This window comes from Sphingomonas trueperi (genome assembly GCF_011927635.1).
In the GTDB taxonomy this organism is placed as follows: Bacteria; Pseudomonadota; Alphaproteobacteria; order Sphingomonadales; family Sphingomonadaceae; genus Sphingomonas; species Sphingomonas trueperi.
Window position 1 is genome coordinate 15,117 of the sequence record NZ_JAATJB010000005.1, and the last position, 24,793, is coordinate 39,909.

Genomic DNA, 24,793 nt, shown 5'->3' on the forward strand with positions numbered 1-24,793 from the left:
CAATTGCGAACGTTGCTCGGATAGCGAAAATCTGCGGAACTTCTATCAGCCGGAGAGGGGTTCTCGGCAGCGCATGCCGGCCTCGCTCGGGCGAGCCCGGTGACGCACCGATCAGGGGGCGGGGTCGATCGCCGCCACGTCCTTCTTCTCGAAATCCTTGCCATGCTTATCGAAGTCCGCCTGGTCGACCAGTTGTAGCGAGGCGCGTCCGGCCATGAAGCCCTTCTTGATCGAGCACCGCACATAGCGCTTTTCGCCCGCTTCGACAGTGACGTCGACACTGCTGACCTTGTTCTCCAGCGTGTATTTGCCTTTTGGCACGGACCATTCTGCGTACTTGCCGCGCCCCAACTCGACGAGGACGTCGCCCTTGTAACGAATGGGGCAGGCGACCGCCGCACCCATGATGCTTTCGGGCCGGTAGAGGATGATGGTCCCACGCTCCTGTACCGCCGGCGCGGCGTCCTGACCGAGTGCGGAGAGCAGGGCGGTGGCGAGATATGGCAATAGCATTGATGGTACTTTCCCCCTGTTAAGGGCGAAACGGTGCGACGATTTCGTTTCGCATGTCAATCGGTCGGCAGGGGGCGCTCGAAGCGCTGCGACTTCTTCCTCGCAGTGCACCATATTTGTCTTGATACCATATATCATACCCGATACATCCCCGCGTCACGCTCCCTTCAGAAAGTGGAATCTCGATGCGTCGCGTCCTTCTCCTCTCCTCCTCGCTCGTGCTGCTGCCGGTCTCGGCGTTCGCGGATCCCGACCGCGCAACGCCTGCGCCCGCCGAATCCGGGCAGGCGAAGGATGCGCCCGCGCAGCAGCCGCCGGCGATCATCGTCACCGCGCCCTATCGGCTGAGCGAGACCGACGTGCTGTCCGGCACCTCGGTGGTCACCGGCGAGGAACTCACCCGCAACCTGCGGCCGACGATCGGCGAGACGCTGGCGCGCCAGCCGGGCGTGTCGGCCAGCTCGTTCGGCCCGAGCGCCTCGCGGCCGATCCTGCGCGGCTTCCAGGGCGAGCGCGTCCGCGTGCTGACCGACGGGATCGGCTCGATCGACGTGTCGAACACCTCGGCCGATCACGCGGTGATCATCGATCCGCTGCTCGCCGAGCGCATCGAGGTGCTGCGCGGTCCCTCGGCGCTGCTGTTCGGCTCGTCGGCGATGGGCGGCGTGGTTAACGTGATCGACAGCCGCATTCCGCGCAGTGTGCCGGAGAAGGGCTATCGGCTGAGCGGCATCGGCACCTATGGCTCGGCCGCGGAGGAGCGCTCGGTCGGCGGGGCGGGGGACGTCGCGGTGGGTAGCCATCTCGTGCTGCACGCCGACGGTTCCTATACCAAGACCAGCGACCTCAAGATCGGCGGCTATGCGCTCACCGCCGACAAGCGTCGCCAGGCGCTGGCGAGCGCCGCGCTCCCTGTCGACCCCGATGCGGAAGAGCCGATTGACTTCGCCGCCAATGCGGCCGTGCGGAACCGGCTGCCGAACAGCGCCGCCAAGACCTGGACGGCCGGCGCAGGCGCATCGATCATCACCGACACCGGCACGCTGGGTATCGCCTACAGCCATTATGACAGCCTGTACGGCGTGCCGATCCGCTTCGCGACCGAGCCGGGTCAGGAGCAGGAAGGGCCGCGACTGAGCGTCGTCCAGAATCGGCTCGATCTGCGCGCCGAGGCCGATACCGGCGGTGGCTTCCTCCAGAAGGTACGGCTCCGCGCCGGCTATGCCGCCTATCGCCATTTCGAGCTGGAGGAAGACGGCGCGGTTGGCACCGCCTTCTACAACAAGGGGCTGGAAGGCCGGCTCGAACTGATCCAGGCCGATCGCGGCGCGTGGCGGGGTGCGAGCGGCGTGCAGTATTTCGCGCGCGACTTTGACGTGCAGGGCGACGAGGCCTTCCTGCCCAAGAACAAGACCCAGCAGACCGGCCTGTTCACGCTCCAGCAGCTCGACATGGGCGCGCTCAAGGCCGAGGCGGGGCTGCGCTACGAATTCACCGATCTCTCGGCCAATCCCGTGCTGGAGGATACGCGCTTCTTCAACGGCAAGCGCAGCTTCCAGGCCCTGTCCGGCTCGGTCGGCGCCTCCTACGGCGTTGCCCGCGACGTGCGGATCGGCCTGAATCTGTCGCACACCGAGCGCGCGCCCTCGGCCGAGGAGCTGTTCGCCAACGGCGCGCATGCCGGCACCGAAGCCTATGAGCTGGGCAGCCCCGATTTCCGGCTCGAGAAGAGCTGGGGCTTGGAAGCCACCGTGCACGCGCATGGCGACGGCTACAGCTTCGATGCCTCGGCCTATTACAACTGGTTCTCCAACTATATCAGCGACAACCAGGCGCCGCAGGCGGTCTGCGAGGCGGCAGCGGCCCCCAGCGGGCGCACCGTCGATCTGCCCTGCTACCGGTTCACCCAGCGCGACGCGCGTTACTATGGCTTCGAGGCGGAAGGGTCGGTGCGGCTGGCCCAGCTCGGCGGCTACGCCATCAACCTCGATGCGCTGGGGGACTATGTCCACGCCAACATCGTCGACGAGGGGCCCGCACCGCGCATCCCGGCACCGCGCGTGCTGGGCGGCATCGAGGCGCAGTCGGACCGGATCACCGGCCGTCTGGAGGCCGAGCATGTCTTCGTGCAGAACCGCATCGCCGCGTTCGAGACGCGCACCGCACCCTACACCATGGTCAACGCCACGCTCAGCCTGAAGCCGTTCCCGACGATGCCGGGGACGACGCTGACGCTGTCCGCCAACAACCTGTTCGACGTCGAGGCGCGGCGCGCGAGCAGCTATCTGAAGGACTATGCGCCGCTCGCAGGCCGCGACCTGCGCGCGACGCTGCGCTTCAGCCTGTAGTCGAGCTCGTCGCGTCCATCAGGTCCCCGATCGCGCCCGTCGGGCTCGCTTCGGGGATCGCGGCCATCGCCGCACTGATCCGCGCCGGGTCAACCGTCGGCGACGGCTGGGTCAGGAGGTCGAACGCCTGGGCGCTGGGCAGCGCCTTGAACGCCGCGCCATAGCGGGCGCGCAGCGCCTGCAGCTTGGCTTCCTGGTTGAGCATCGCCAGCGCCACCGCCTGGCGGAGCACGATCGCCTGGGCGGGCGGCGTCATCGCGCCGGGGGCGGGCAGGGTGGCTTCGTTCTCGGTGATGAACGAGCCCCAGTTGCGCGTGCGCCAGTGGATCTCGCTGCGGACGCCGCTGCCGCCGGGCACGCCGTCGAGCGCGGCCATCGCCGCATCCTCGCGACCCAGCTTGTACAGCGCCACCGCTTCGATCCGCTTGCGATCGAAGCGCATCGCGTCCGAATAGCTCGCCTGCTCGGTGGCGTGGAGCGTGTCTAGCGCCTTCACCGGATCGCCAGAGAGGATGAACAGCGAGGCCACCTTCACCGAGAGCGGGCCCTGCGCCACGTCCTGCCGGCGCTGCATCAGCTGGTACTGGAGCAGCTCGGCCGCGCGCGGATAGAGGCCGGCGTTCTGCAGCCGCTCGGCCAGGCGCAGCGCGAGCGCGTCGCCTTCGGCACCGGCGGGCCCCAGTTCCTTGTAATCCCAGTAAAGGCCTGCGGCCTCCGGCAGCGGGGTGCCACTGTCGGGCGCGAGCATCTCGGCCAGCCAGGTCTGGATCTGCTTGAGCATCGGGCCGGAATCGCCGTCCGGACGATAGAAGCGGAACAGCGTGGCGGCGCTGCGCAGTGCCGCGCGGCGGTTGTTGGTCTCCAGCGCCAGCTGATATTCGAGGCGGAGCGCGCTCGCCTCGATCTCGTCGCCGCGCCAGCCATAGCGCAGCGCCTCGAGCCGCTTGACGCCTTCTGAGGGATCGATGCGGTGGAGCTTGAGGTCGCCTTCGATATGCGCGAGCTTGGCTTCGGCCTGGATTTCGGGCGAACCGCTCAGCTCGGCGCGCGACAGGCGGAACAGCCCCTCGGCGGGATCGCCCGAGGCGAGCAGCGCCTTGCCGCGCAGCAGATTTGCCTGTGGGTCCTGTTCGCCGAACAGCTTGAGCCAGGCGATCGCGGGCTGGCCCTGGCCGATCGCGATCGCACCGCGCGCGGCGGCGAGGGTGAAGGGCTTGCGCTCCTGCGGCGTGCGGCCGTTGATCGCGGGGACGGCGCAATTGATCTGGCGGGCGGCCGCCTTGGCGTCGCCGGTGCCGGCCAGCGCCCGCACCCGCCAGGCACAGGCTTCGGCATTGCCTTCGAGCTCGGGCAACGACAGTGCTTGGACCGCGTCGCGATTATGGCCGATCATCACCAGCGCGGCGCCGGTGGCGAGCTGGAACGGCGCGACGAGGGCCAAATCCTCGTCGTCGGACTCCATCGTCTCCAGCACGCCCAGCGCCTCGGCGCCCATGCCGCGGCGGATCAGCGAGCCGACATAGTGCCAGCGCGCGAGCTGGCGGGTTTCGGGCTTGGCGTGGATGATCTCGTCCCACGCCGCTTCCTCGCTCAGCTCGGGCCAGTCGCGGCTGTCAGTGACGATCGGCATCTGCGCGAGGGTGGCGGCGAAGGGCGGCAGCACCGGGCGGCCGGCGGGGGCCGCCGCCGGGGTCGCGGCATCGGCGGCAGGTGCCGCGGGGGCGGCGCCATGGTCGGCGGGCGCGTGCGCGGGATCGCTGGGCGGCGCGGCGGCGGTGCTGGCGAGCAGTGCGACGATCAGCAAACGGCGCATCAATGGGCTCCGACCATGAGATAGGTGACGACCGCGCCGCCGATAATGCAGGCGATGATGAAGATCATGGCAGGCACGATCGGCAGTCCGCCCGCGGCGGCGGCTTCCGCCGGCCCGGCCTGGCCGTTCTGCGTCTCGCTGGTGTCGACGGCATTGCCGCGGGCGCCCGCATCGGCGACGACGCGCATCCGGGCGGGGCGTTGATCGTGGCTCATTTGTAATCCGTTAAGTGCTTGTCCCTTATTTATAGGACGTGCGCGGCCGCAGCGGCCGCCGCACCCATATGATTAGCAGGAGAAATTTGGTGCTCGGCAAGCAGACGCTGGCGATGCTCGGACTGGTGGCAATTGCGGTTTCGCCGCTGCCTGCGGGGCGTGCGCTGGCCTCCGGCGGCGGTGGCGAAGGCGAGGGTCTGCATCTGGTGAAGATGGAGCCCATCGCGGTGCCGATCGTCGATTCGGACCGAGTCGCCGGCACGCTCAATTTTCAGCTGGTCATCGAGGCGCACGATTCCGCGAGCGCCGAAAGGCTCACCGCAGCGATGCCGAACCTGCGGATGGCGGCGATCGCCGGCGGCGTGGAGTTCGCACGATTGGACGCCTCGGCGCTGCGCGCGGTGAACGTCGCCGATCTCGACAAGACGTTGACCGGTGCGCTCAAGACCGTCGCGCCGGACCTGGGCCGCGTGCTGATCGTCGAAGTGGGCGCCTCGCAGAACTGATCGTCCGCGGCGGACGCTTCCTGTCGTCTACTGCGTGCACAAAAACGCCGTCGTTCCGGATCGGCCCGGGACGACGGCGTTTTTGCGTTCGAAGAAGGGCGTTTCAGCCCGGCTTGCGGGCCGGGCCGGCGGGGCCGGCAACCGCCGGACCTGCCTGGGCCGCGACCGGCGCCGCCACCGCCTTGGTGGCGCTCTTGCGTGCTAGTGCCATGCTGAGCGACGCCGCGCCCTTGGGCGACATCGCCGCCAGGATCGCCGCAGTGGAGGCAGGGCGCATGCGCTGCGCCACCTTCATCTGCACTTCCATGTCGAGCTGCTCGAACACCGCCGCGGCCTTGGCCGGCTTCATCGCCTGGTAGATGCGGGCGAGTTCGTCGAACTGGATTTCGGCGGCGGCGGGGGCTCCGGGCGTCCCCGGCGCACCGGCGGCATCCTTTTGCTGCGCCTCGACGCTCGCTGCCAGCCGCTGCTCGGCGGCCTTGGCCGCCTGCTCGCGCAGGTCGAGTGCGCGCTGGCGCTTGGCGGCATCCTGGTCGCGCGCGCTCAGGTCGCGCTCGATCGAATTGCCGAGCCGGGTCTTGGCGGTGCCGTCCTGATCGCCGGTGGCGATGCTGGCGGCATTGGCCACCGCGGCGATCGCGGAAGCCGCCGCCATCAGCAGCAGCAGGGAGGGGCGCGCCATCATGCGGCCTCACGCGTGGCAGGCGTCTCGTCGGCCGATGCTTCGGCTTCGGCTCCCTGGGCGGCGGCTTCCTCGCCGGCGACGCGTAGCGCGTTGGCCAGGCTCACCGCCGAGACGATGCGCTCGCAGGCGCTGTCGGCGATGCCGATCATGTCCGAAAGTTCGTCGCGCAGGTCCCGGGCCTGCTCCACCAGTCGCGCATGGCGGGCGCAATCGGTGCCCAGCGTCTGCTTCATGTCGGAAAGCACCGATCGGGCCTGCACGGTCGCATGGTCCAGCGCCTTCACCACGTCGGTGAGGGCGCCGTCCTTCACGGCGCGCAGGCTGCGCATCATGCGCATGCTCTGCACGAGCACGGCCACGCACAGGATGATCGTCAGCACATTGGCGAAAAGCGCGATACTCATGTTACTTCTTCCTCGTGCGGGAAACGTCGTTGACCAAGCGCACGGCGACGCGGCCGCTGCGCTGGCCGATCTGGGCCTGGGCGAGCTTGATGTCGCCGCACGCCATGTCGAGCGCGTCGTCGGGGCTCTTGTCGAAGGCGATGGTCTGGCCGACCTGCAGCTCCTCCAAGTCGGAGAGCGGCAGCGCCTTTTCGCCGAGCAGCACGTTGACCGTCACGTTGGTCTTGCGGATCTCGGAGGCCATATGCGCCTCCCAGATGCTGTCGCGGCCGCTCTTCTCGCCCATGAAGCGCTGGAGCAACTTGTGGCGCACCGGCTCCAGCGTGGCGTAGGGAAACACCATGGTGATGCAACCGCCGCGGCCGTCCATGTCCACGCGGAAGGTTGCAATGGCGCAGATGTTCGAGGTGGCGGCGATCGCGGCGAAGCGCGGGTTGGTCTCGATGCGCTCGAGCTTCATGTTCACCGGCTCGATCGGGGCGAAGGCATCGGCAAAGTCGCGCAGCGCCGTCTCCAGCACGCGCGAGACCAGCGAGGTCTCGATCGGGGTGAAGCCGCGGCCGTCGATCACCGTCGGGGTGTTGCTGCCGCGGCCGCCGAGCAGCGCGTCCACCACCGAGTAGATCAGGCCCGATTCCACCGTGATCAGGCCATAGCTTTCCCATTCCGCGATCTTGAACACGCCGACCATCGCCGGCAGCAGCACGCGGTTCATGAATTCGCCGAAGCGCGCCGAGGTCACTTCCTCCAGGCTCACGTCGATCGCGTCCGAGGTCATGTTGCGCATCGAGCTGGCGAAGCTGCGGACCACGCGGTCGCAGACGACTTCCAGCATCGGCAGCCGTTCGTGGCTGATGACCTTCGATTCCAGAACGGCGCGCAGGCCCTTCTTCTTCAGAACCGGTTCGCTGCCGCCGAACAGCGCGTCGATGTCCGCTTGGCCGAAATTGCCGATATCGTCGCCGAACGGAGCCGCGGGCGGATCGGGCAGATCAAAATCGTCTAGGTCGATCATTGCTGGATCAGGTCCTGAATGAGAACTTCCTTGACCATGCCGGGGCCGAGGACGCGGGTGGCGCGCACCATCAGCTCCTCCTTCAGACGGTACACGGCCGCCGAACCGCCCAGATCCTCGGGACGCAGCTCGCGCAGGAAGGGCTGGTAGGCGTCGAGTACCACCGGCAGCTTGTCCTTGAGCGCCGCGTCGGTCGTCTTGGGGCCGGGTACGAGCATCAGGTGCAGCTTGAGGAAGCGCGGCGCGCCGTCGGGTGAGCGCAGATTCACGGAGACGGTGGGCACGTCGACGAACTTGCCCTTGCCTTCCCCTTCGCCGTGGCCGCCTTCGCCTTCCTTGGCATCGCCTTCGCCATGCCCTTCGTCCGCAGCGGCGGTTTCCTCGCCATGCGCCTCGGTCTTGGTCGCGCTCTTGCCGCCCATGAAGAAGGCGGCACCGCCGCCACCCAGCGTGAGCGCGGCCACGGTGGCGGCGCCGATGATGATCAGCTTCTTCTTCTTGTTGGGCGCCGGGGTCTCCTGCGCGCTCTTATCCTCGACGATCTCGGCCGACATAATAACCCTGGACCTTCCGATTTATCGGCCGCGGCGTCCGCACGTCCGATTTCCCTCTATTATAGAACCGTCACCCGGCAATTTCTGCCTAGTGACCATTTTTCGAAGGACGGTCCGGTGGACATCTCCTCTTACGTGCTCCTCAGCCAGGAGCAGGCGCTGCGGCGCCGGATGGACGTGGTGGCGAACAACATCGCCAACATGAATACGGTGGGGTTCAAGCGCGAGCAGCCGGTGTTCCGCGAATATGTGGAACAGACCGACGGCGCGGTGAAGGCCGCCGAGAAGACCTCGTTCGTGCTCGATTACGGCGCGGTCCACGATGCCTCGAACGGCGCGTTCCAGCCGACCGGCAATCCGCTCGACGTGATGATCGACGGGCCGGGCTATCTGGCGGTGCAGGCCGGTGACGGCACCACCGCCTATACGCGCGCGGGCTATGTGAAGGTGCTCGAGAGTGGCGAGCTCGCCACCTCCGGCGGCCAGGTGATCCTGGGCGAGGGTGGCAAGCCGATCAAGATCCCGCCCGAGGAAGCCGGCAAGGTCAACGTTCATGCCGATGGCACGGTGATGGGCGAGAACGGCCCGCTCGGCCGCATCGCGGTGACCGTGTTCGACAACGAGGCGGTCGTCGATCCGCGCGGCAACGACATGTTCACGGGCACGGGCGGACGCGAGCTGCCGGCGGCGCAGACCAAGCTGGTGAGCGGCGGCGTCGAGGGATCGAACGTCAACGCGATCGTCGAGACGACCGACATGATGCAGATCCTGCGCGCCTATCAGACCAGCCAGAGCCTCTCCAACTCGATGTCGGACCTGCGCAAGAGCGCGATCGACAAGCTCGGCCGCGTCAGCTGACTTTCACGAAGGGATAAACTCCATGCGTACGCTTTCCATCGCCGCGACCGGCATGCTGGCCCAGCAGACCAATGTCGACGTGATCTCGAACAACATCGCCAACATGAACACCACCGCGTTCAAGAAGCAGCGCGCCGAGTTCCAGGACCTGCTCTACCAGCAGGTCTCGCGCCCCGGCTCGTCGACCGGCGGCGACACCAAGGTGCCGGCCGGCATCCAGATCGGCTCGGGCGTGAAGACCGGCGGCGTCTACCGCATCAACCAGCAGGGCTCGCTGCAGCAGACCGACAACCCCTATGACATGGCGGTGACGGGCAAGGGCTATTTCCAGGTGACGATGCCCGACGGCACCACCGCCTATACCCGGGACGGCTCGTTCCAGATCTCCGACCAGGGCGAACTGGTGACGCAGGACGGCTATCCGGTGCAGCCCGGCGTCACCATCCCGCAGGGTGCGCTGGACGTCAGCATCTCGAAGACCGGCCTGGTAGAAGTGACCGTCGCCGGCAACACTCAGCCGCAGCAGCTCGGCCAGCTCCAGCTAGCCACCTTCATGAACGAGAGTGGCCTGGAAGCGAAGGGCGGCAACCTCTTCCTCGAAACCGCCGCCTCGGGCCAGCCGACCGTCGGCTCGCCGGGCGATACGGGGATCGGCACGCTGACCCAGGGCTTCATCGAAGGCTCGAACGTTAATCCCGTGTCCGAAATCACTTCGCTGATCACCGCGCAGCGCGCCTATGAAATGAACAGTCGCGTGCTCAAGACAGCGGACGAAATGCTGGCGACGACCAGCCAGCTGCGCTGATGTCCGCGCTGCTGGGCCTGTTGCTGCGCGTGGTGGTGCCTGCCGAGGACGTGCCGGTGGCGGTGGTCCAGCAGCCGGTCGCGCGCGGCGAACGGATCGAGATGGGCGACCTCTCGATCGAAACCCGCCCCGAGGCGAGCGCGCGGGGCGCGCTGCGCCCGGAAGACGCCGTGGGCATGGACGCGTCGCGCGCCCTGACACCCGGCACCCTGCTCCGCCGCGGCGATGTGATGAAGCCGCAGCTGGTCAAGCGCGGGGAGCCGGTGACGGCCAGGATCGTCTCCGGCGGTATGGTCATCACCGCCGCCGGCCGCGCGCTCGGCAGCGGCGCCCAGGGCGATCCGGTGCGGATCGTCGTCACTGCCACCAACCGCACCCTCGACGGATTTGTCGACGGATCGGGAACGGTGCGGATCTCCACTCCCTGAGGGATAGGTACATGCGTAAGGTCATTCTCGCGCTGGCGCTCACCGCCACGCTCTCGGGCTGCGGTGCAGTCGGTCGACTCAAATCCGTGGGCAAGGCGCCCAAGCTGACGACGATGGATCCGGTCGACGCGCCGGACGTCGAGCCGTCGCTCGCGTCGCCGCTCGATCGTTCCAACCGCGTGCGTCCCGAGCAGCCGGCCAATGCGCCGACCGCTTCGCTGTTCCGCACCGGCGCCGGCGCCTTCTTCCGCGACCAGCGCGCGGGGCGGGTGGGCGACATCCTGACGATCAAGATCGCCATCGCCGACAAGGCCGATATCGGCAACAATACCTCGCGGACCCGCGGCGGCACCGAGACCAGCGGCATTTCCAGCCTGCTGGGCCTGCAGACGCCGATCAAGAAGCTGACCGGCACCGATCCGTCCAAGCTGGTCGATACCAATTCGGGTTCCAAATATTCGGGTGGCGGCACCACGGTGCGATCGGAGACGATCAACATGACGATGGCCGCGATCGTCACCCAGGTGCTGCCCAACGGCAATCTCATGATCCGCGGCCGCCAGGAGGTGCGGGTGAACTTCGAGATGCGCGAGCTCATCGTCACCGGCATCATCCGGCCCGAGGACATCGCCCGCGACAACTCGATCCAGCATAGCCAGATCGCCGAAGCGCGCGTCATCTATGGCGGCAAGGGCCAGCTGACCGACGCGCAGCAGGCGCGCTGGGGCCAGCAGATCTACGACGCGCTGTTCCCGTTCTGACGCCTAGAACCAGGCCAAGGTACAAGAAAGGGCCCGCCGGAAAACCCGGCGGGCCCTTTTCGCATTTACCGGATGTTTAGCTTAATCATCCGGTAACCATCAAAATTTTCACGAGAATTTTGGTCAGTTCGATTTTCTTCCCACAATGGACGTGCAGGGCATTCACGCCCGGTCGCGGGTCGGCGGTTCCGACCCGGGTCGCAGAAGCGGCTCTACTTCCAAGAAGGAAATCATCATGGCTTTTTCGGTTAACACCAACGTCGGCGCGATGGCGGCTCTCCAGAGCCTGAACGCGACCAACAAGGACCTGGCCACCACGCAGAGCCGCATCAACACCGGCCTGTCGGTGTCCTCGACCAAGGACGACTCGGCTTCGTACACCATCGCGCAGGGCCTCCGTGGCGACCTGGGCGGCCTGAAGGCGGTTTCTTCGTCGCTCAGCCGCGCCAAGAGCGTGACGGACGTCGCCGTTGCCGGCGCCGAGCAGATCTCCGACATCGTCAACCAGATGCAGGCGAAGGCCCGCCAGGCTGCCGACAGTGGTATCGACACCTCGACTCGCGACGCCCTGAACAAGGACTTCACCGCGCTTCGTGACCAGATCACCACCATCGTCAACGCGTCGGACTTCAACGGCACGAACCTCCTGAAGGCTTCGGGCGGCACCGTGACCGCACTGCAGTCGCTGCAGGACTCGAACACGAGCACCACGGCTTGGAACCCGGACTCGCTCAGCGTGGCGAACCAGGGTCTCGACCTCGGCGGCTCGACGGTCACCGTCGCTTCGACCGGCCAGATCAACACCCAGGCTGCTGCGCAGACGATGGTGGACACGCTGGAAACCACGAAGAGCAACCTGAAGACCACGCTCAGCACGCTCGGCGCCGCTTCGCGCAAGATCGATGCTCAGCAGACCTTCACCAGCAAGCTGTCGGACGTGATCGACGGCGGCATCGGCAACCTCGTCGACGCCGATCTGGCGAAGGAATCGGCTCGACTGCAGGCTCTGCAGGTCAAGCAGCAGCTCGGTGTTCAGGCTCTGTCGATCGCCAACCAGGCGCCGCAGACGATCACTTCGCTGTTCCGCTAATAGCCCTAGGCCCCAACCCTGGGGGGCCGAAGGCTTGCGGGGGCCGGGATGGTACGCCATCCCGGCCCTCTTTTTTTGCCCGCGTTCATCGCGGGTAATATGGTTTCCGCTTCTATAATGATGGGAAACTGGGAGATCGGCGTTGTTTCCGAGGATTCGCGAAATCACCGATGCCTTTGGCGGACGCCTGCGCGTCAGCGTCGAAGAGCATCCCTCGGGCGCGCTGATCGTCGTCGAACGGCCCGATCTGGGCGGACGGCCGCGGATCCTGCTCGATGGCTACGGCGTCGACGTACTCGCCGGCTATATCATGTCGGCGCGGCTCTCGGTGCCGCAGGGGCTGCCCGACGAGCATGTCGACGGCACGTTCGCGACGCGCTTCCGGCTCGAGCTTGACCCCACCGCCGCGCTGGTGCTGAGCCAGGAGGGCGCCGCCGGCCTCGAGATCGCCGCACCCTTCTGGGACCGGCTCTATGCCGAACTCTGCATCGTCGCCGCCCATGCGCGCGAGCTGACCCGCCGCGCCGAGGCCCGCATCCACTGAGCAACGCCGGTCATGGGCCCGCTGCGGCGGGATGATTCCGCATGTCCACCGGACCTCGTCCTCTCCGCGACGGCGGGGGCAGTGGCGCTGAAATCTTGCTTCTTGGTTCTTGCCCCGGGCGTGCAGGCGAGTGGATTCCCTTCCTGGCGGGAAGGACGATGGTTTTTTGCCGCGCTGCCGACCTTCCACCGTCTAGGCGCTTGCCCCCGGCTGCGTGGGGGTGCGCCCGCCATTGCTCCGCGCAAGGAGCGCCGCGAGCAGGATCCAGGAGCGTCACGGCACGAGCAGGGCGCTGCGTGCGCCTGCCGGAGCCTGGAGGTCCGCAGCGCAGCGGCGGAAGGATCGTGCGATGGGGTTAGGGCAAGAGCGCGCGGTTCGAGAGCGTGGCAGCGCCGGGACCCTGCCGTCGGTCGTGCCGGCAATGGCGGACGCGGATGCGGCGGGGCCGGGACGCGGTCCCTCAAAATGCGAGCGGCAGGCCAGTTGGGGGGAACTGGCCTGCCGCTATGCCGAGCGGGGGGGCTCGGCAAATATGGAAGCGCGAGGATCGTGAGGGGATCGGAACGTCCTCGCTGCTTCTGATTTCGTTATATCGCAGAATCGGTTGGGAGAGAAACGAATCCGGCACTAATCAGCTACAGGATTTGTACTTAAGCCTCTCTCCTTAGGTGGTGCTACGGAGAGTGGAAGTTACTTTGCAATCTTCAAGATCATGTTGGTGGGGTATTGGGCGCCATTTATGGATACTACCGGCGATCCGTTGAGCATCTGGACGTCGTCCACCTTGCCCATGGCCGTGGCGGTGGTGCTGATCTTGGCGCCGGCAGCGGTCGTGCCCGAAAGCGTCAGCTGATACAGTCCGTCGGTATATTTGGTGCCGCTCTTGGTGCTGCCGTCCCAGCTGAACTGGCCAGAGGTGCCTTTTACGTCGAGATCGAAGGTTTCGATCGTCTTGCCCTTGGCATCGGTGATCGTTGCCTTGAGCTTGTCGATCGCGTTGGTCGAATCCCACTGCCACTGCGCCGGGGCGGTGGCGCTGAGGCCGGCCTTGTCCGAGTTCAGCTGCACCGGCTGGCCGATCATCGACGAACTCGTCGTCAGCGACGTCATGTTGAGGCTGGACAGGATGGTATTCAGCGTCTTGTTCTGGGTGATCGACTGCTCGACCTGCGAATATTGGACCAGCTGTTGCGTGTATTGCGAGCTGTCCATCGGATTGGTCGGGTCCTGGTTCTGCAGCTGCGTGGTCAGCAGCTTGAGGAACAGGTTGTAGTCCGCCGTCAGCTTGGTGGACGATTCGGTCGTGGCGGATTGCCCCGTACCCGCGGTGGCCGAAGAGACGAGAGTCATGGCGCTACTCCTGAGCGTTAGGCGATGAGGTCGACCTGGCCGTCGCCGCGGATCGGGCGATAGGCCGCGGTCTGGGCGTCGGGTTCGTCGTGGAACTGCTGGTTGCCGCCGCGCGACTGCTGCTGCGAGGCCTGCTGGCCGTTGCCGCCGCTGTTGCCCGCGCCGCCGTCACGGCTTTCGAAGCGGAAGCTGCTGGCGTCGCTGCGGATGCCGGCCTGATCGAGCGCACGGCCGAGATCGGGGGCTTCCTGGCGGAGCAGCTCGAGCGTGTGCGGGCTCTCGGCGCGCATCGTCGCCTGGACGCGGCCCTTGTCGTCGAACGCGAGGGTGACTTCGACTCGGCCGAGCTCGGCCGGATTCATGCGAACGCGCAGCATGTCCTCGCCGGCATCGACCTTGCGGGCGATCTCGACGCCGAGGCTGCGGCCCAGTTCGCCGGCGCGCGCGTTGAGCACGGGCTCGGTCGCCGGGGTGGCGGGCGCTGCGTTCGCTGCCGGGGCGACATGCCCCGAGGTGGTGGGGAAGGGCACGGCGCTGGTGCCGCCATGGCGCGTATCGGCGGCGGCAAGCTGCTGGCCGAAATTCTGCTGGCCATGGTCGCCGGCGCTGCTGCCATCGGTACCGCCGCCGCCATGGGGGCGGGCCGCTACCGCGTCGGCGAGCTTGTCGTTGGTGGTCTGCGCGGGCGCGGCATCGTTGCCGGTGATGGCGTCCGCCTTGGCATAGCGCGGGCCGGTGACGGCGCCGGTCTTGCTCTGGGCGGCGGGTTGCTGCGCGGCGGCGGGCTGGGCGGTCGGCTGTTGCTGCTGGGCGACGGGCACGGCGATCGGCTGGACGACCACCGGCGTGGCCGCTTCCGGCGCGGGCAGCGGGGCGCTGGCGGGATCGAGGCCGTTCTTGTCGCCGCCGACACCGCGTCCGGGCTTGGCGACCTTCTCCGCCACCGCCGGACGTGCGGGCTCGGCGTACTCGGTCGGCTTGGGTGCGGCGGCTTCGAGCAGTGCGGCGAGCGGGTCGGTGGTCTCGGGCTGTGCCTCGCCAGCGGTCGGCTTGGCAGCCACCGGCGTTGCCGGTTCCGCGGAAGCATCATCGGTCTTGCCGCGCGCATCCGCGAGCGCCTTGGCGATGGCATCGGCGAGCGGGTTGCCGCCGGTTGCCACCGGCGGGGTGACGGTGCCCGGCGCGGCGGTGGCGAGCAGCTGGGTCATGCCCACCTGCGGCTTGTCGCCCGGCAGCGCGTTCGCATCGGGGGTCGCCGGCAGCAGTGGTGCGCCGGTCTGCGCGCCGAGCAGTCCGGTCGCGCCGCCGCCGGCGAAGACGAGCCCCTGCGCACCCCACCCGGTCGGCCCGCCTAGACCGCCCAGCAATCCGGCAAAGCCGATGCCGGCGGCCGCATTCGCAGCGCCCTCCTGGGGAACGAGGGCGGCGAAGGGGGAGCCGATGTTCGTGACGTTCATGCAGTCGCCTCTTGCACGGCCGACAAGAGGCCGTTCCAAACCATTATAGGACGATCGTCGGAACGATCGTTGCGGGTCAGCCAATTACGCCGAGCGCACGGATGCGCGCGCGGGCATGAATCTCGTTCTGCGATAGCACCACCGTCGCCGGGCGGACGCGCTCGATGATCGAGCGGACGAACGGCCGGATCGACGGGCTGGTCAGCAGGCAGGGAATCTCGCCGTCCTGCGCCAGCCGGTCATAGGTCTCGCGCACCGCGCCGATGAACTGCTGGAGCGCGGAAGGGGCCATCGCCAGCTGGCGGTCGTCGCCGGCGCCGAGGATGCTGTCGGCGAAGGCCTGGTCCCAGTCGGCCGAGAGCGTCACCACCGGGATCGCGTCGCCGCGCGCCTGCGAAGCGCTGATCTGGCGGGCGAGGCGGCTGCGGACATGCTCGGTGATCGTGGTCAGATTGCTGGTCAGCGGCGCGGACTCCGCAATGCCCTCCAGGATCGTCGGGATGTCGCGGATTGAGATCTGCTCGGCGAGCAGGTTCTGCAGGATGCGCTGGACGCTCGACACCGAGACCTTCGACGGGATGATGTCCGCCACCAGCTTTTCCGATTCCTTGTGGACTTCGGTCAGCAGCTTCTGCGTCTCGGTATAGGACAGCAGATCGGCGATGTTTTCCTTCACCAGCTCGGTCAGGTGCGTGGCGATGATCGTGCCGCAATCGACTACGGTGAGGCCACGGAAGCCGGCTTCGTCGCGCAGCTCGCGATCGATCCAGAGGGCGGGCAGGCCGAACACCGGTTCCTTGGTGACTTCGCCCGGCAGCCCGACCGAGCCGCCGCCCGGATTGATCAGCAGCAGCTTCTCCAGCCGGATGTCGCCGCGGGCCGCCTCGGTCTCCTTGATCGAGATGACATATTCGTTGGGCTTGAGGCCCATATTGTCGATGATCCGTACCGACGGCAGCACGAAGCCGTATTCGGTCGCCATCTGGCGGCGCAGCGCGCGGACCTGGTCGTCGAGCCGCGGCTCGCGGGTATCGTCGTTGATCATCGGCAGCAGCGCATAGCCGATCTCGATGCGGACGGCGTCGATCGCCAGCGTCTCGGAGATCGGCTGCTCGACCGCCTGCGACTGCGCGACTTCCTGCGCCGCCTGGATGCGCTCGCGGGCGGCCTTGGCGGTGGAGCGGCGCGACATCTCCCAGGCGACCCAGCCCGACAGCGCCGAGAAGGCGGCGAAGGGGATGAAGGGCAGGCCGGGCATCAGCGCCAGCGCACCCATCAGGAACGCCACCATGCCGAACGCCTTGGGGTACCGGCCGAGCTGGTCGCCCAGCGCCGCGCCGGTCTTGCCGGCGACGCCGCCCTTGGAGACGAGCAGGCCCGCCGCGGTCGACACGATCAGTGCCGGGATCTGGCTGACCAGGCCGTCGCCGGCGGTGAGCACGGTATAGGTGCGGAACGCCTCGCCGATCGGCACGCCGTGCTCGATCACGCCGATGCCGAGGCCCACGACGATGTTGATCGCGGTGATCAGCAGGCCGGCGACGGCATCGCCCTTCACAAACTTGGAGGCGCCGTCCATCGCGCCGTAGAAGCCGCTTTCGGCCTCCACTTCGGCGCGGCGGGCCTTGGCCTGCTCCTCGTTGATCATGCCGGCGGAGAGGTCGGCGTCGATCGCCATCTGCTTGCCAGGCATCGAGTCGAGGCTGAAGCGCGCAGCGACTTCGGCGATACGGCCGGCGCCCTTGGTGATGACGACGAAGTTGATCACCACCAGGATCATGAAGATGGTGAGACCGATGATGGTCTCGCCGCCCATCAGGAACTCGCCAAAGGCGCCGATCACGCCGCCGGCGGCATCGGGCCCTTCGTGGCCGTGGCCGAGGATCAGGCGGGTGGAGGCAAGATTGAGGCCCAGCCGCAGCATCGTCGCTATCAGCAGGATCGTCGGGAAGGCACTGAGCTCCAGCGGCTTCTCGATGAACAGCGCCGTCATCAGGATCATCACCGAGACGGTGATCGACAGGGCAAGCCCCATGTCGAGCATCCAGCCCGGCATCGGCAGGATCAGCATCGCGATGATCGCGATCACGCCGCCCGCCAGCGCCATGTCGCGGTTGGCGCCGATGCGGTCGAGGAATTTCAGGACGGCGGGAGGCATGGGCTGCTACCGGAAACTGGAGGTCAGGGCGCGGGCGAGACGGCGATGCCGGCGTCGATGAAGCTGCGCAGCTTGTTGCGCATCGTCCGCACCGAAATGCCGAGGATGTTCGAGGCCGAGGTGCGGTTGCCGTGGCAGCGTTCGAGCGTCTGCAGGATCAGTTCGCGCTCCACCTCTTCGACCGTGCGGCCGACCAAGCTGTTGATGTCCAAGGGATTGGTCTCTGTGTTGAGTTCGGCGAGCGGCGTGCCGTCGGCGCGCACCAGGTCGCCCGGCATGATCGCGGCGCCTCGGCCGAGCAGGATGGCGCGGTGCACGGTCTCGTCCAGCTCGCGGATGTTGCCCGGCCAGACATAGCGCTGGAGCAGCGCCAGCGCCTCGTCGGTGAAGGCGCGCGGCGGCAGCCCGTCGACTTCGGCGTGGCGCTTGGCGAAATAGCGGGCGAGGGCGATGATGTCCTCGCCGCGAGCGCGCAAGGGCGGCACCTCGACGCGCACCAGCCCCAGCCGCACCAGCAGGTCGGCGCGGAACGTGCCGCTTTCGACCAGCGCGTCGAGGTTGAGGCTCGAGGTCGCGATCAGCCGGCCGTGGAACGGAATGGTCTCATGCCCCGCCAGCCGGCGGAACTGCTGCTTCTGCAGCACGTCGTGCAGCTTGGCCTGGAGCGCGGGCGAGAGCATGCCGACTTCGCGGAGCAGCACCGTGCCGTGCCCGGCCTTTTCGAGCCGGCCGATGCGGCGGGCGACCGCGCCCGGGAAGGCGCCGGCCTCATGGCCGAACAGTTCGGATTCGATCACGTCGGGCGCGACCCCCGCGCACTCGGCGACGAGCATCGGCTGCGGACGGCCGGAGGCATCGTGCACCGCACGCGCCATCATTTCCTTGCCGCTGCCCTTTTCGCCGGTGATCAGCACCGGGGCGGCGCTGGGCGCCACGCCGGCGGCGAGCGAGAGGGCGCGGGCGAGCGCTGGGTGGCCGCCGATCCAGGCCGGGGCCTTGCGCTCGACCACCGAGGCGATGGCGGCGGCGATCAGCTCGCGCTGCGGGGGAAGGGGGACGTAATCGCGCGCACCGGCGCGGATCGCCGCCACCGCGCGCTCGGCGGGGGCGTCGATGCCGCAGGCCAGCACGGCGATGGTGAAGCGCTCGGCGCGGATGCTCGCCATGAAGGCGGTGATGTCCGCCTCGACGTCGATCATCACCAGATCGGCACCTCCCTGGCGCAGCTCGACCAGCCCTTCGCCGGGCGTGTCGGCCATCGCCACTTCGGCGCCGGCGCTGCGGGCGAGCTCGGCGGCGAGACGGAACTCGCTGCCGGGCGCGCCGATCAGAAGCATGCGGATCGCGCTGTTCATCAGCGGTCGGGCCGAACGATTTCGGTGAGCGTCACGCCCAGCGCGTTGTCGATCAGGACGACTTCGCCACGCGCGATGAGCCGGTCATTGACGAAGATGTCGACCGGTTCGCCGACGCGGCGATCCAGCTCGAGCACGGTGCCCGCGCTGAGCGCGAGCAGATCGCCGATCGGCATCCGCGCGCGGCCGAGCACCGCCTGCACCTTCACCGGCACGTCGTGCACCGCCTCCAGGCCGCCGCTGGCGCCATTGCCCTCGGGCATGCTGCCCGGCAGTTCGAAATCCTGGAAATCGGGGGCGGGGGCGGGCTGGGGCTCGCTGCCGTCCGACGGGATGATGTCGTGGGGATCGATCGTCATCTGCTAAAATCCTATGCGTTCATCCACTGGCGGATCACCGAGGCCGCCTCGGGGGGGCTGGCCGCGATGGCCGATCCGATCCGCTTGAGGGCGGAGAGCTTGATCCGCCCATCCACCTGGGCGAGGGCGATTTCCTGATCGAGCAGCGCCGTCTCGCTGACCTGCATCTGCTCGAGCTGCTGGAGCGCGTCGGGGTCGCCGTCCGCGGCGCGGGCGGTGAGCAGGCGCATCTCTTCGGACTGCTGCTGCGCCTCCAGCTGAGTCATTTCCGGCTCGATCGGCAGCGGCTCGGGCTTGGGCTTGAGCATGCGCAGGGCGAGCAGGCCGACACCGGCGATCAGCGCGAGCTGCAGGAAGGTCCAGATCCGGTCCATCGGCAGCTTGGAGAAGATGCTCTCCTTGGCATCGTCCACCGGCACGGCCGAGAAGGGCATGCTCTCGACGACGACGCTGTCGCCGCGCTGGGTATCGATGCCGACGGCATTTTCTACCAGGCGCTGCAGGCGCTGGACCTGGTCGGCCGGCAGGCCCTTCGGGCCGCCATCGACCATCACCGCGACGGTGAGGCGGGTCACCTTGCCCGGCGAGCGCAGCGTGACCGTGCGGGTCGAGCTGTTCGAATAGGTGGTGTCTTCCGATGTCTGGTTGCTGGCCGACTGGCGCGAGCTGCCCGGGGCGGCTGGATTGGCCTTGGCGTCGGGCATCTGGTTGGCGACCGAGGCGGTCTGCGGACCGGCATCGGTCTCGCGGTTCTGGTCACCGGTCTCGACGCTCACCTGGCGGGCGACGACCTGCTTGTCCGGATCGTAGACGTTTGATTCCTCGCGCGTCTGGTCGCGGTCGATCTGGGCCGACACCTCGGCGCGGACCTTGCCCTCGCCGACGATGGGCTGGAGCAGCGCTTCGATCTCGTCGCGCAGCTTGCCTTCGACGGCCTGCTGGCGCTCATCGGCATCGCCAGCGGCGGCAGTGTCCGGATCGCCCGCGCGGGCGAGCAGCGCGCCGGTCTGGTCGACGACCGAGACGGCGTCGGGCGAAAGCTCGGGGACCGAGGAGGAGACGAGGTAGCGGATCGCCGCGACCTGCTCCGAACCGATATGGCCCTTGGTCTTGACGGTGACGGCGGCGGTCGCCTTGCGGCTCTCGTTGGCGAACATCGCCCGCTCGGGCATCACGATATGGACGCGCGCGGCGGTGACGCTCTGGATCGTCTGGATCGACTTGGCGAGCTCGCCTTCCACGGCGCGCGTCTCGTTCATCTTGGCGCGGCTGGCGGAGACGCCGAAGGGCTGCTCCTCGTCGAGCACCTCATAGCCGATCTTGCCGCCCAGCTTCTCGCTGGCCATGCTCATGCGCAGTTCGGCCAGTTTGTCCTCGGGCGCCATGATCGCCGTGCCGTCGGCGGAGAGCGTGTAGGGCACGTTCTGCGACTTCAGCTTCTCGGTGATCGTCGAGGCCGCGGCGGGATCGAGATCGGTATAGAGATAGCCCATGTTCGACTTGGAGCTGCTCATCGCCACGAACGTCAGCGCGGCGAGCAGGGCGAAGGCCACGCCCCCCATCATCGCGAGCCGCTTGGTGCCGAGTTGCGCCACCAGATTCTTGATCGCTTCCAAAGCCGCCCCATGCAGTAGCTACGGGGCGCGGAATGCCCCTTGTTAATGGTCTTATAGGAAGGGGGCGGAACGGCAGTTTCTGCCGGGTGGGAATTTTTTGCCTAGCAGTCGTTCGACTTACGCGAACCTACGGAAGCATGGTTGCGCGCGCCTGCGGCTGCGGCCAAGGGCGTCGCCAACGGATGGAGACGACATGCGGGTGAACAGGCGGCACTTCGCGGCAGGGCTGGCGACGCTGGTGCTCGGTGCGCCGTGCGCCCGGGCGGCAGACGGCGAAGGCGGGGCCGTGAGCCTGACCTATGACGATGGGCTGCCCTCGCATCTCGACGTGGCCGCGCCCGCGCTGGAGCGGCGGGGCTTGCACGGCACTTTCTACGTCACCTGGGACAATATCGTCGACCGGGTGCGCGATTGGGAGAAGATGCCGGCGCGCGGCCACGAGCTCGGCGCGCATACCATGCACCACCCGTGCAACATCGGCCCGCTTGGTCCGGAGCCCTTTGCCGACAAGGAGTTCCGCCCGCTGGAGGCGTGGCTGGACAAGGTGGCGGGGGCGGCGCGGCCGCACGACTTCGCCTATCCGTGCGACGTCACCGATCTCGGCCCCGGCAGCGCGAATATCGAGCGGGCGCGCTACGAGGCGCTGCTCAAGCGGCTGGGCATGATCAGCGCGCGCAACAGCGAGGGGCCGCCCAACCCGGCGACCTGGGTACGGCGGCATCCCTATCGGCTGCAGGCGCTGGCGGTCGGCTATGACGCCCAGCCGCTCGACGTGTTCAACTATCTGCAGCGCGCGCGGCACGAGCGGCGCTGGGCGATCCTGGTGTTCCACCAGGTCGGCGCAGGCCCCGAGAGCGACGGCGCGGTGACCGCCGCGCAGCACGAGGCGCTGCTCGACATGGTGCTGGCCGCCGGGCTTGCGGTGCGCACCGTCGGTGAACAGATGCGGCGTCTCACTTCGGGCTGATTGCGCCGGGGAGGGGGCCGCCGCTTGGGCGACCCAGGCCAGGTCAGGCCTTGACGTTCAGCTCGTCGAGCGCGCGCGGCTCGTGCATCGGGCAGCCGTTGAAGCGGCCGCGATAGTCTGCCGAGAATTTGTAGGGCTCCTGGCGCGCGCGGTTCACCCCGCCGAGCGGCTGGTGCGCGGCAAGGCCGTGCCAAGGCGCGAAGGACAGCCGGTCCTCGATCTTCTCGCTCTCGCCGTACACCCAGCCGGCCTGCGGTTCCACCCGCAGCGTCGCGACGGTGCGATACGGGCTCTCGTCCTCGTCCCATGCGACCGAGGCATCCTCGACCGGCATCTTCTCGAGGTCGGTGCACAGCTGCACGCGCAGTTCCCAGGTGCCGCCCTGCTCGGCGAGCAGTTCGTTCACCGCCTCGCGCATCGCGTCGGGGCGGCCGGTGGCGTTGATCGTCGCGTCGGCGAAGTCCTGGATGCCCGAGACCGGCACCAGCTGGAACTTGGCGATATGGTCGCCATAGCGATAGGGCGTCTGGCTGTAATAGGTGGCGCCCAGCGGGTGCACGGGCCTGGCGCCACCCAGGCTGCTGAGCAGCGCGGACTTGCCGCCGACCGCCTCGATCGTCGCCTCGAAGCTGCGCAGCACGGCGGAGAGCAGCTTCTTCGCGCCTTCCGCCTTATCGGTGGTGCCGGCGAGCAGCCTGAGATTGCCGAGGAATTTCTTGGCGTCGGGCGCGGCGAAGGCGGGCGCGTTGACCATCACGAAGTCCTGCGTCGTGTCGCCCTCGCTGCCCGGCAGCCGTTCGCCCTCGACGCCGAGCACCTTGAGCGCGACGCCGCGGGGCAGGCGGATCGAATCGTCGAGAATGTCGCCTGCATTGGTGGAGAAACGCAGGATCGCTTCATGGCTGCCCGGCGTCGCGAACATGCCCTGGGCGAGTTCGAGCGGCAGCTCGTCGGCAATCGTGAAGGTGCCGCGCGCGAGGCCGTGGCCCTTGGCATGCACCGAGCGGACGGCGTGTTGGTAATCCTCGGACGTCGTGTCGAGGATCTTCTGGAACTGTTCCTTGAGCCCGGCGACGGTGTCGGCCTCGTCGGGCTGCGGCTGTTCGACGGACGGCGAGAAACGGACGGGCTGCGGCATCGCTGATTTCCTTCGAAGGTTCGAAGGAGCTCAACCGTCCGCCCGTTTTGCCGTTCCGTCGGTAGTGCTCAGTGGAGCAGCAGGCTTTCCAGCTCGGCGGTGATCGCTTCGCGGCGCGCTTGCGCGTTGAGCGCGAGGCCGCCTTCGTCCCAGTTGATCAGCGCATCGCCCATTGCCAGCGTCGCGTCTGGCGCGACGGTGAGGCTCAGCTTGCGGCGATCCTTGGACTGGCGATCGGCGATCTTGGCCTCGATGTCGTCAACCAGATCGGGGTGGACGCGCACCTGCAACTCGGTGCCGCGCGCCACCTGGCCGAGTACGCGGCCGATCGCCGCGTCGATCGCATCGCCGGGCGCGCGCTCGATTGCGCGCGCGGCGATATGGTCGGCGGCGGCGAGCGCGACTTCGGTGGCTTCGCTCGTCACTCGCTCGGTGATTTCGGTGAACTGGGCGTCGATCACCTCAATGCCCGCCTGCAGCGCGTCGACCGCGCTGAGCAGCGCCACTTCGCGCTCGGCCCTCGCCTGGGCGAGCCCGGCCTCGAAGCCCTCGGCCCGCGCGCGGTCGATCACCGCCTGCTGATCGGCCTTGAGCAGCGCGAGCTCGGCGCGCAGCGCAGCGAGTTCGATCAGCGCGTCCTCGTTGACCAGCTTCTTGTCCGGCACGGGCGCCGAAAACACGCGGTCGAAGGCGAAACGTTCGACATGGATGCTCATGCTGCCATGCTCCTCAGATAATCATCGCGTCGTCGGACTTGGGATCGACCAGCAGGATCTCGCCGCGATCGGCAAGGTCCTTGGCCAGGCGGACGAGGCTCGACTGGGCTTCTTCGCAATCGCGGGCACGCACCGGGCCCATGCCCGCCATGTCCTCGCGCATCAGCTTGGCGGCGCGCTCGGTCATCGCGTTGAAGAACATCGTCTTCAGCTGGTCCGGAGCGCCCTTCAGCGCCAGCGCCATCTCGCGCTTGTCGGCATTGCGGACGATCGATGCGATCGCCGGCGGCAGCAGGTTGGCGAGATCCTCGAAGGTGAACATCAGCGCGCGGATGCGCTCGGCGCTTTCCGGCGCCTTCGCGTCGAGCGCGGTGAGCATCGCTTCCTCGGTCGAGCGATCGAGCGAGTTGAACAGCTCGGCCATGCTCTCGTGCGGATCGCGCTTCTGCGAGCGGGAGAGGTTGGTCATGAACTCGGTCTTGAGCGTCTGCTCGACCTGGTTGATGACTTCCTTCTGCACCGTGTCCATCCGCAGCATGCGCATGATCACGTCGACCGCGAAGTCGCGCGGCAGTTCGGCCAGCACGCGCGCGGCATGATCCGCGCGCAGCTTGGAGAGGATGACCGCAACGGTCTGCGGATATTCCTGCTTGAGCGCACCGGCCAGCACGGTTTCGGAGACGTTGGACAGCTTGTCCCACATCGTCCGGCCCGAGGGACCACGGATATCCTCCATGATCTCCTTGACCTTGTCGTTCGGCAGGATGCCGGCGAGCAGACGCTCGGTCGTCTCATAGCTGCCGTGGAGCGAGGCCATGCTCGCGACTTCACCGGTGAACTGCACGAGCAGATATTCGACGACGACGCTGGGAATGCGCCCCAGGCTGGAGATGGTGGAGGAAAGTTCCTTGATCTCGTCGGTGGAGAGCTGGTCCCAGATGGGCGCGCCATGTTCCTTGCCGAGCGCGAGCATCAGCGCGGCCGCGCGCTGCGGCCCCGAGAATTTCTTCAGTTCGGGCGGTTCGCCCACCGTGGCGACAGAAGCCATGCTCATCCCTGCAGAAAATGGTCCGCGCGCACCCGCAAGGCCGCGCTCTCCTCTATTATAGAAGTAAATGGGGAAGGGACGGATCGGATC

Annotated in this window: 25 protein-coding genes; 9 read left to right on the forward strand and 16 right to left on the reverse strand. The window is 67.7% G+C overall.

Features of this window, described 5'->3' with window-relative positions; genetic code table 11:
* Window positions 1-111 precede the first annotated feature (111 nt).
* The gene (locus tag GGR89_RS09600; RefSeq protein ID WP_125971842.1) at window positions 112-513 is read right to left on the reverse strand and encodes a DUF2846 domain-containing protein; all 402 of its coding nucleotides are present in this window, start codon (window positions 511-513) and stop codon (window positions 112-114) included.
* A gap of 185 nt (window positions 514-698) precedes the next feature.
* Here GGR89_RS09600 and GGR89_RS09605 point away from each other — a divergent pair, with 185 nt between their 5' ends.
* Complete coding sequence (locus tag GGR89_RS09605; RefSeq protein ID WP_125971843.1) at window positions 699-2,861, forward strand: TonB-dependent receptor; 2,163 nt, start codon at window positions 699-701, stop codon at window positions 2,859-2,861.
* On the opposite strand, the gene GGR89_RS09610 is transcribed toward GGR89_RS09605, so the two are convergent.
* Both GGR89_RS09610 and GGR89_RS09615 read right to left on the reverse strand, forming a co-directional pair.
* The gene (locus GGR89_RS09610; RefSeq protein WP_125971845.1) at window positions 2,851-4,674 is read right to left on the reverse strand and encodes a hypothetical protein; all 1,824 of its coding nucleotides are present in this window, start codon (window positions 4,672-4,674) and stop codon (window positions 2,851-2,853) included. The genes GGR89_RS09605 and GGR89_RS09610 overlap by 11 nt on opposite strands.
* Window positions 4,674-4,889: a hypothetical protein gene (locus tag GGR89_RS09615; protein ID WP_241217780.1), complete on the reverse strand. Its 216-nt coding sequence runs from the start codon at window positions 4,887-4,889 to the stop codon at window positions 4,674-4,676. The genes GGR89_RS09610 and GGR89_RS09615 overlap by 1 nt, the downstream gene beginning before the upstream one ends.
* Before the next feature lie 89 nt (window positions 4,890-4,978).
* Between GGR89_RS09615 and GGR89_RS09620 the strand changes: the two genes are divergently transcribed.
* The gene (locus GGR89_RS09620) at window positions 4,979-5,395 is read left to right on the forward strand and encodes a hypothetical protein (RefSeq protein WP_125971847.1); all 417 of its coding nucleotides are present in this window, start codon (window positions 4,979-4,981) and stop codon (window positions 5,393-5,395) included.
* A 103-nt stretch (window positions 5,396-5,498) separates the two neighbouring features.
* On the opposite strand, the gene GGR89_RS09625 is transcribed toward GGR89_RS09620, so the two are convergent.
* Genes GGR89_RS09625 through GGR89_RS09640 form a run of 4 tightly spaced genes read right to left on the reverse strand, consistent with a single transcriptional unit; the run spans window position 5,499 to window position 8,053 of the window.
* Complete coding sequence (locus GGR89_RS09625; RefSeq protein ID WP_164542592.1) at window positions 5,499-6,080, reverse strand: MotE family protein; 582 nt, start codon at window positions 6,078-6,080, stop codon at window positions 5,499-5,501.
* Window positions 6,077-6,484 (reverse strand): DUF6468 domain-containing protein, encoded by a 408-nt coding sequence (locus GGR89_RS09630; protein ID WP_125971851.1) that lies wholly within the window; start codon window positions 6,482-6,484, stop codon window positions 6,077-6,079. Before GGR89_RS09630 ends, GGR89_RS09625 begins: the two co-directional genes overlap by 4 nt.
* A gap of 1 nt (window position 6,485) precedes the next feature.
* Window positions 6,486-7,499: a flagellar motor switch protein FliM gene (gene fliM, locus GGR89_RS09635; protein WP_125971853.1), complete on the reverse strand. Its 1,014-nt coding sequence runs from the start codon at window positions 7,497-7,499 to the stop codon at window positions 6,486-6,488.
* Window positions 7,496-8,053 carry a flagellar basal body-associated FliL family protein gene (locus tag GGR89_RS09640; protein ID WP_125971855.1) on the reverse strand — a complete coding sequence of 186 codons (558 nt, stop codon included), beginning with the start codon at window positions 8,051-8,053 and terminating at the stop codon, window positions 7,496-7,498. The genes fliM and GGR89_RS09640 overlap by 4 nt, the downstream gene beginning before the upstream one ends.
* 117 nt (window positions 8,054-8,170) lie before the next feature.
* Here GGR89_RS09640 and GGR89_RS09645 point away from each other — a divergent pair, with 117 nt between their 5' ends.
* The 6 genes from GGR89_RS09645 (at window position 8,171) to GGR89_RS09670 (ending at window position 12,539) form a co-directional block, all read left to right on the forward strand.
* Complete coding sequence (locus tag GGR89_RS09645) at window positions 8,171-8,911, forward strand: flagellar hook-basal body complex protein (RefSeq protein WP_125971857.1); 741 nt, start codon at window positions 8,171-8,173, stop codon at window positions 8,909-8,911.
* 22 nt (window positions 8,912-8,933) lie between these two features.
* Entirely contained in the window at window positions 8,934-9,716 is a 783-nt protein-coding gene (gene flgG / locus GGR89_RS09650) for a flagellar basal-body rod protein FlgG (protein ID WP_125971859.1), read from the forward strand.
* On the forward strand, window positions 9,716-10,144 hold the full coding sequence (flgA, locus tag GGR89_RS09655) for a flagellar basal body P-ring formation chaperone FlgA (protein WP_125971861.1): 429 nt from the start codon (window positions 9,716-9,718) through the stop codon (window positions 10,142-10,144). The genes flgG and flgA overlap by 1 nt, the downstream gene beginning before the upstream one ends.
* Before the next feature lie 11 nt (window positions 10,145-10,155).
* Window positions 10,156-10,905 carry a flagellar basal body L-ring protein FlgH gene (gene flgH, locus GGR89_RS09660; RefSeq protein ID WP_125971863.1) on the forward strand — a complete coding sequence of 250 codons (750 nt, stop codon included), beginning with the start codon at window positions 10,156-10,158 and terminating at the stop codon, window positions 10,903-10,905.
* A 235-nt stretch (window positions 10,906-11,140) separates the two neighbouring features.
* A complete protein-coding gene (locus GGR89_RS09665; RefSeq protein WP_125971865.1) occupies window positions 11,141-11,995 on the forward strand; it encodes a flagellin in 855 nt (284 codons plus the stop codon).
* Between the two features lie 142 nt (window positions 11,996-12,137).
* Entirely contained in the window at window positions 12,138-12,539 is a 402-nt protein-coding gene (locus tag GGR89_RS09670; RefSeq protein WP_125971867.1) for a hypothetical protein, read from the forward strand.
* Between the two features lie 690 nt (window positions 12,540-13,229).
* On the opposite strand, the gene GGR89_RS09675 is transcribed toward GGR89_RS09670, so the two are convergent.
* The 6 genes from GGR89_RS09675 to fliF all read right to left on the reverse strand — a co-directional run bounded on the left by GGR89_RS09675 (window position 13,230) and on the right by fliF (window position 20,834).
* Window positions 13,230-13,889: a flagellar hook assembly protein FlgD gene (locus GGR89_RS09675; protein ID WP_125971870.1), complete on the reverse strand. Its 660-nt coding sequence runs from the start codon at window positions 13,887-13,889 to the stop codon at window positions 13,230-13,232.
* Window positions 13,890-13,906: 17 nt separating this feature from the next.
* On the reverse strand, window positions 13,907-15,346 hold the full coding sequence (locus GGR89_RS09680; protein WP_125971872.1) for a flagellar hook-length control protein FliK: 1,440 nt from the start codon (window positions 15,344-15,346) through the stop codon (window positions 13,907-13,909).
* A gap of 76 nt (window positions 15,347-15,422) precedes the next feature.
* Window positions 15,423-17,504 carry a flagellar biosynthesis protein FlhA gene (gene flhA / locus GGR89_RS09685; RefSeq protein ID WP_125971874.1) on the reverse strand — a complete coding sequence of 694 codons (2,082 nt, stop codon included), beginning with the start codon at window positions 17,502-17,504 and terminating at the stop codon, window positions 15,423-15,425.
* A gap of 23 nt (window positions 17,505-17,527) precedes the next feature.
* A complete protein-coding gene (locus GGR89_RS09690) occupies window positions 17,528-18,859 on the reverse strand; it encodes a sigma-54-dependent transcriptional regulator (protein ID WP_125971876.1) in 1,332 nt (443 codons plus the stop codon).
* Window positions 18,859-19,218, reverse strand: coding sequence for a flagellar motor switch protein FliN (gene fliN / locus GGR89_RS09695; RefSeq protein ID WP_125971878.1), 360 nt, complete (start codon window positions 19,216-19,218; stop codon window positions 18,859-18,861). The genes GGR89_RS09690 and fliN overlap by 1 nt, the downstream gene beginning before the upstream one ends.
* A gap of 11 nt (window positions 19,219-19,229) precedes the next feature.
* Window positions 19,230-20,834 (reverse strand): flagellar basal-body MS-ring/collar protein FliF, encoded by a 1,605-nt coding sequence (gene fliF, locus GGR89_RS09700; RefSeq protein WP_125971880.1) that lies wholly within the window; start codon window positions 20,832-20,834, stop codon window positions 19,230-19,232.
* Window positions 20,835-21,027: 193 nt separating this feature from the next.
* Here fliF and GGR89_RS09705 point away from each other — a divergent pair, with 193 nt between their 5' ends.
* Entirely contained in the window at window positions 21,028-21,801 is a 774-nt protein-coding gene (locus tag GGR89_RS09705) for a polysaccharide deacetylase family protein (RefSeq protein ID WP_125971882.1), read from the forward strand.
* A 43-nt stretch (window positions 21,802-21,844) separates the two neighbouring features.
* Here GGR89_RS09705 and GGR89_RS09710 read toward each other — a convergent pair whose 3' ends face one another.
* From GGR89_RS09710 to GGR89_RS09720, 3 genes are all read right to left on the reverse strand, one after another.
* On the reverse strand, window positions 21,845-22,939 hold the full coding sequence (locus GGR89_RS09710; RefSeq protein ID WP_125971884.1) for a catalase family protein: 1,095 nt from the start codon (window positions 22,937-22,939) through the stop codon (window positions 21,845-21,847).
* Window positions 22,940-23,007: 68 nt separating this feature from the next.
* Window positions 23,008-23,655 carry a FliH/SctL family protein gene (locus tag GGR89_RS09715; protein ID WP_125971886.1) on the reverse strand — a complete coding sequence of 216 codons (648 nt, stop codon included), beginning with the start codon at window positions 23,653-23,655 and terminating at the stop codon, window positions 23,008-23,010.
* 13 nt (window positions 23,656-23,668) lie between these two features.
* On the reverse strand, window positions 23,669-24,703 hold the full coding sequence (locus tag GGR89_RS09720) for a flagellar motor switch protein FliG (protein WP_125972161.1): 1,035 nt from the start codon (window positions 24,701-24,703) through the stop codon (window positions 23,669-23,671).
* Between the last annotated feature and the right edge of the window lie 90 nt (window positions 24,704-24,793).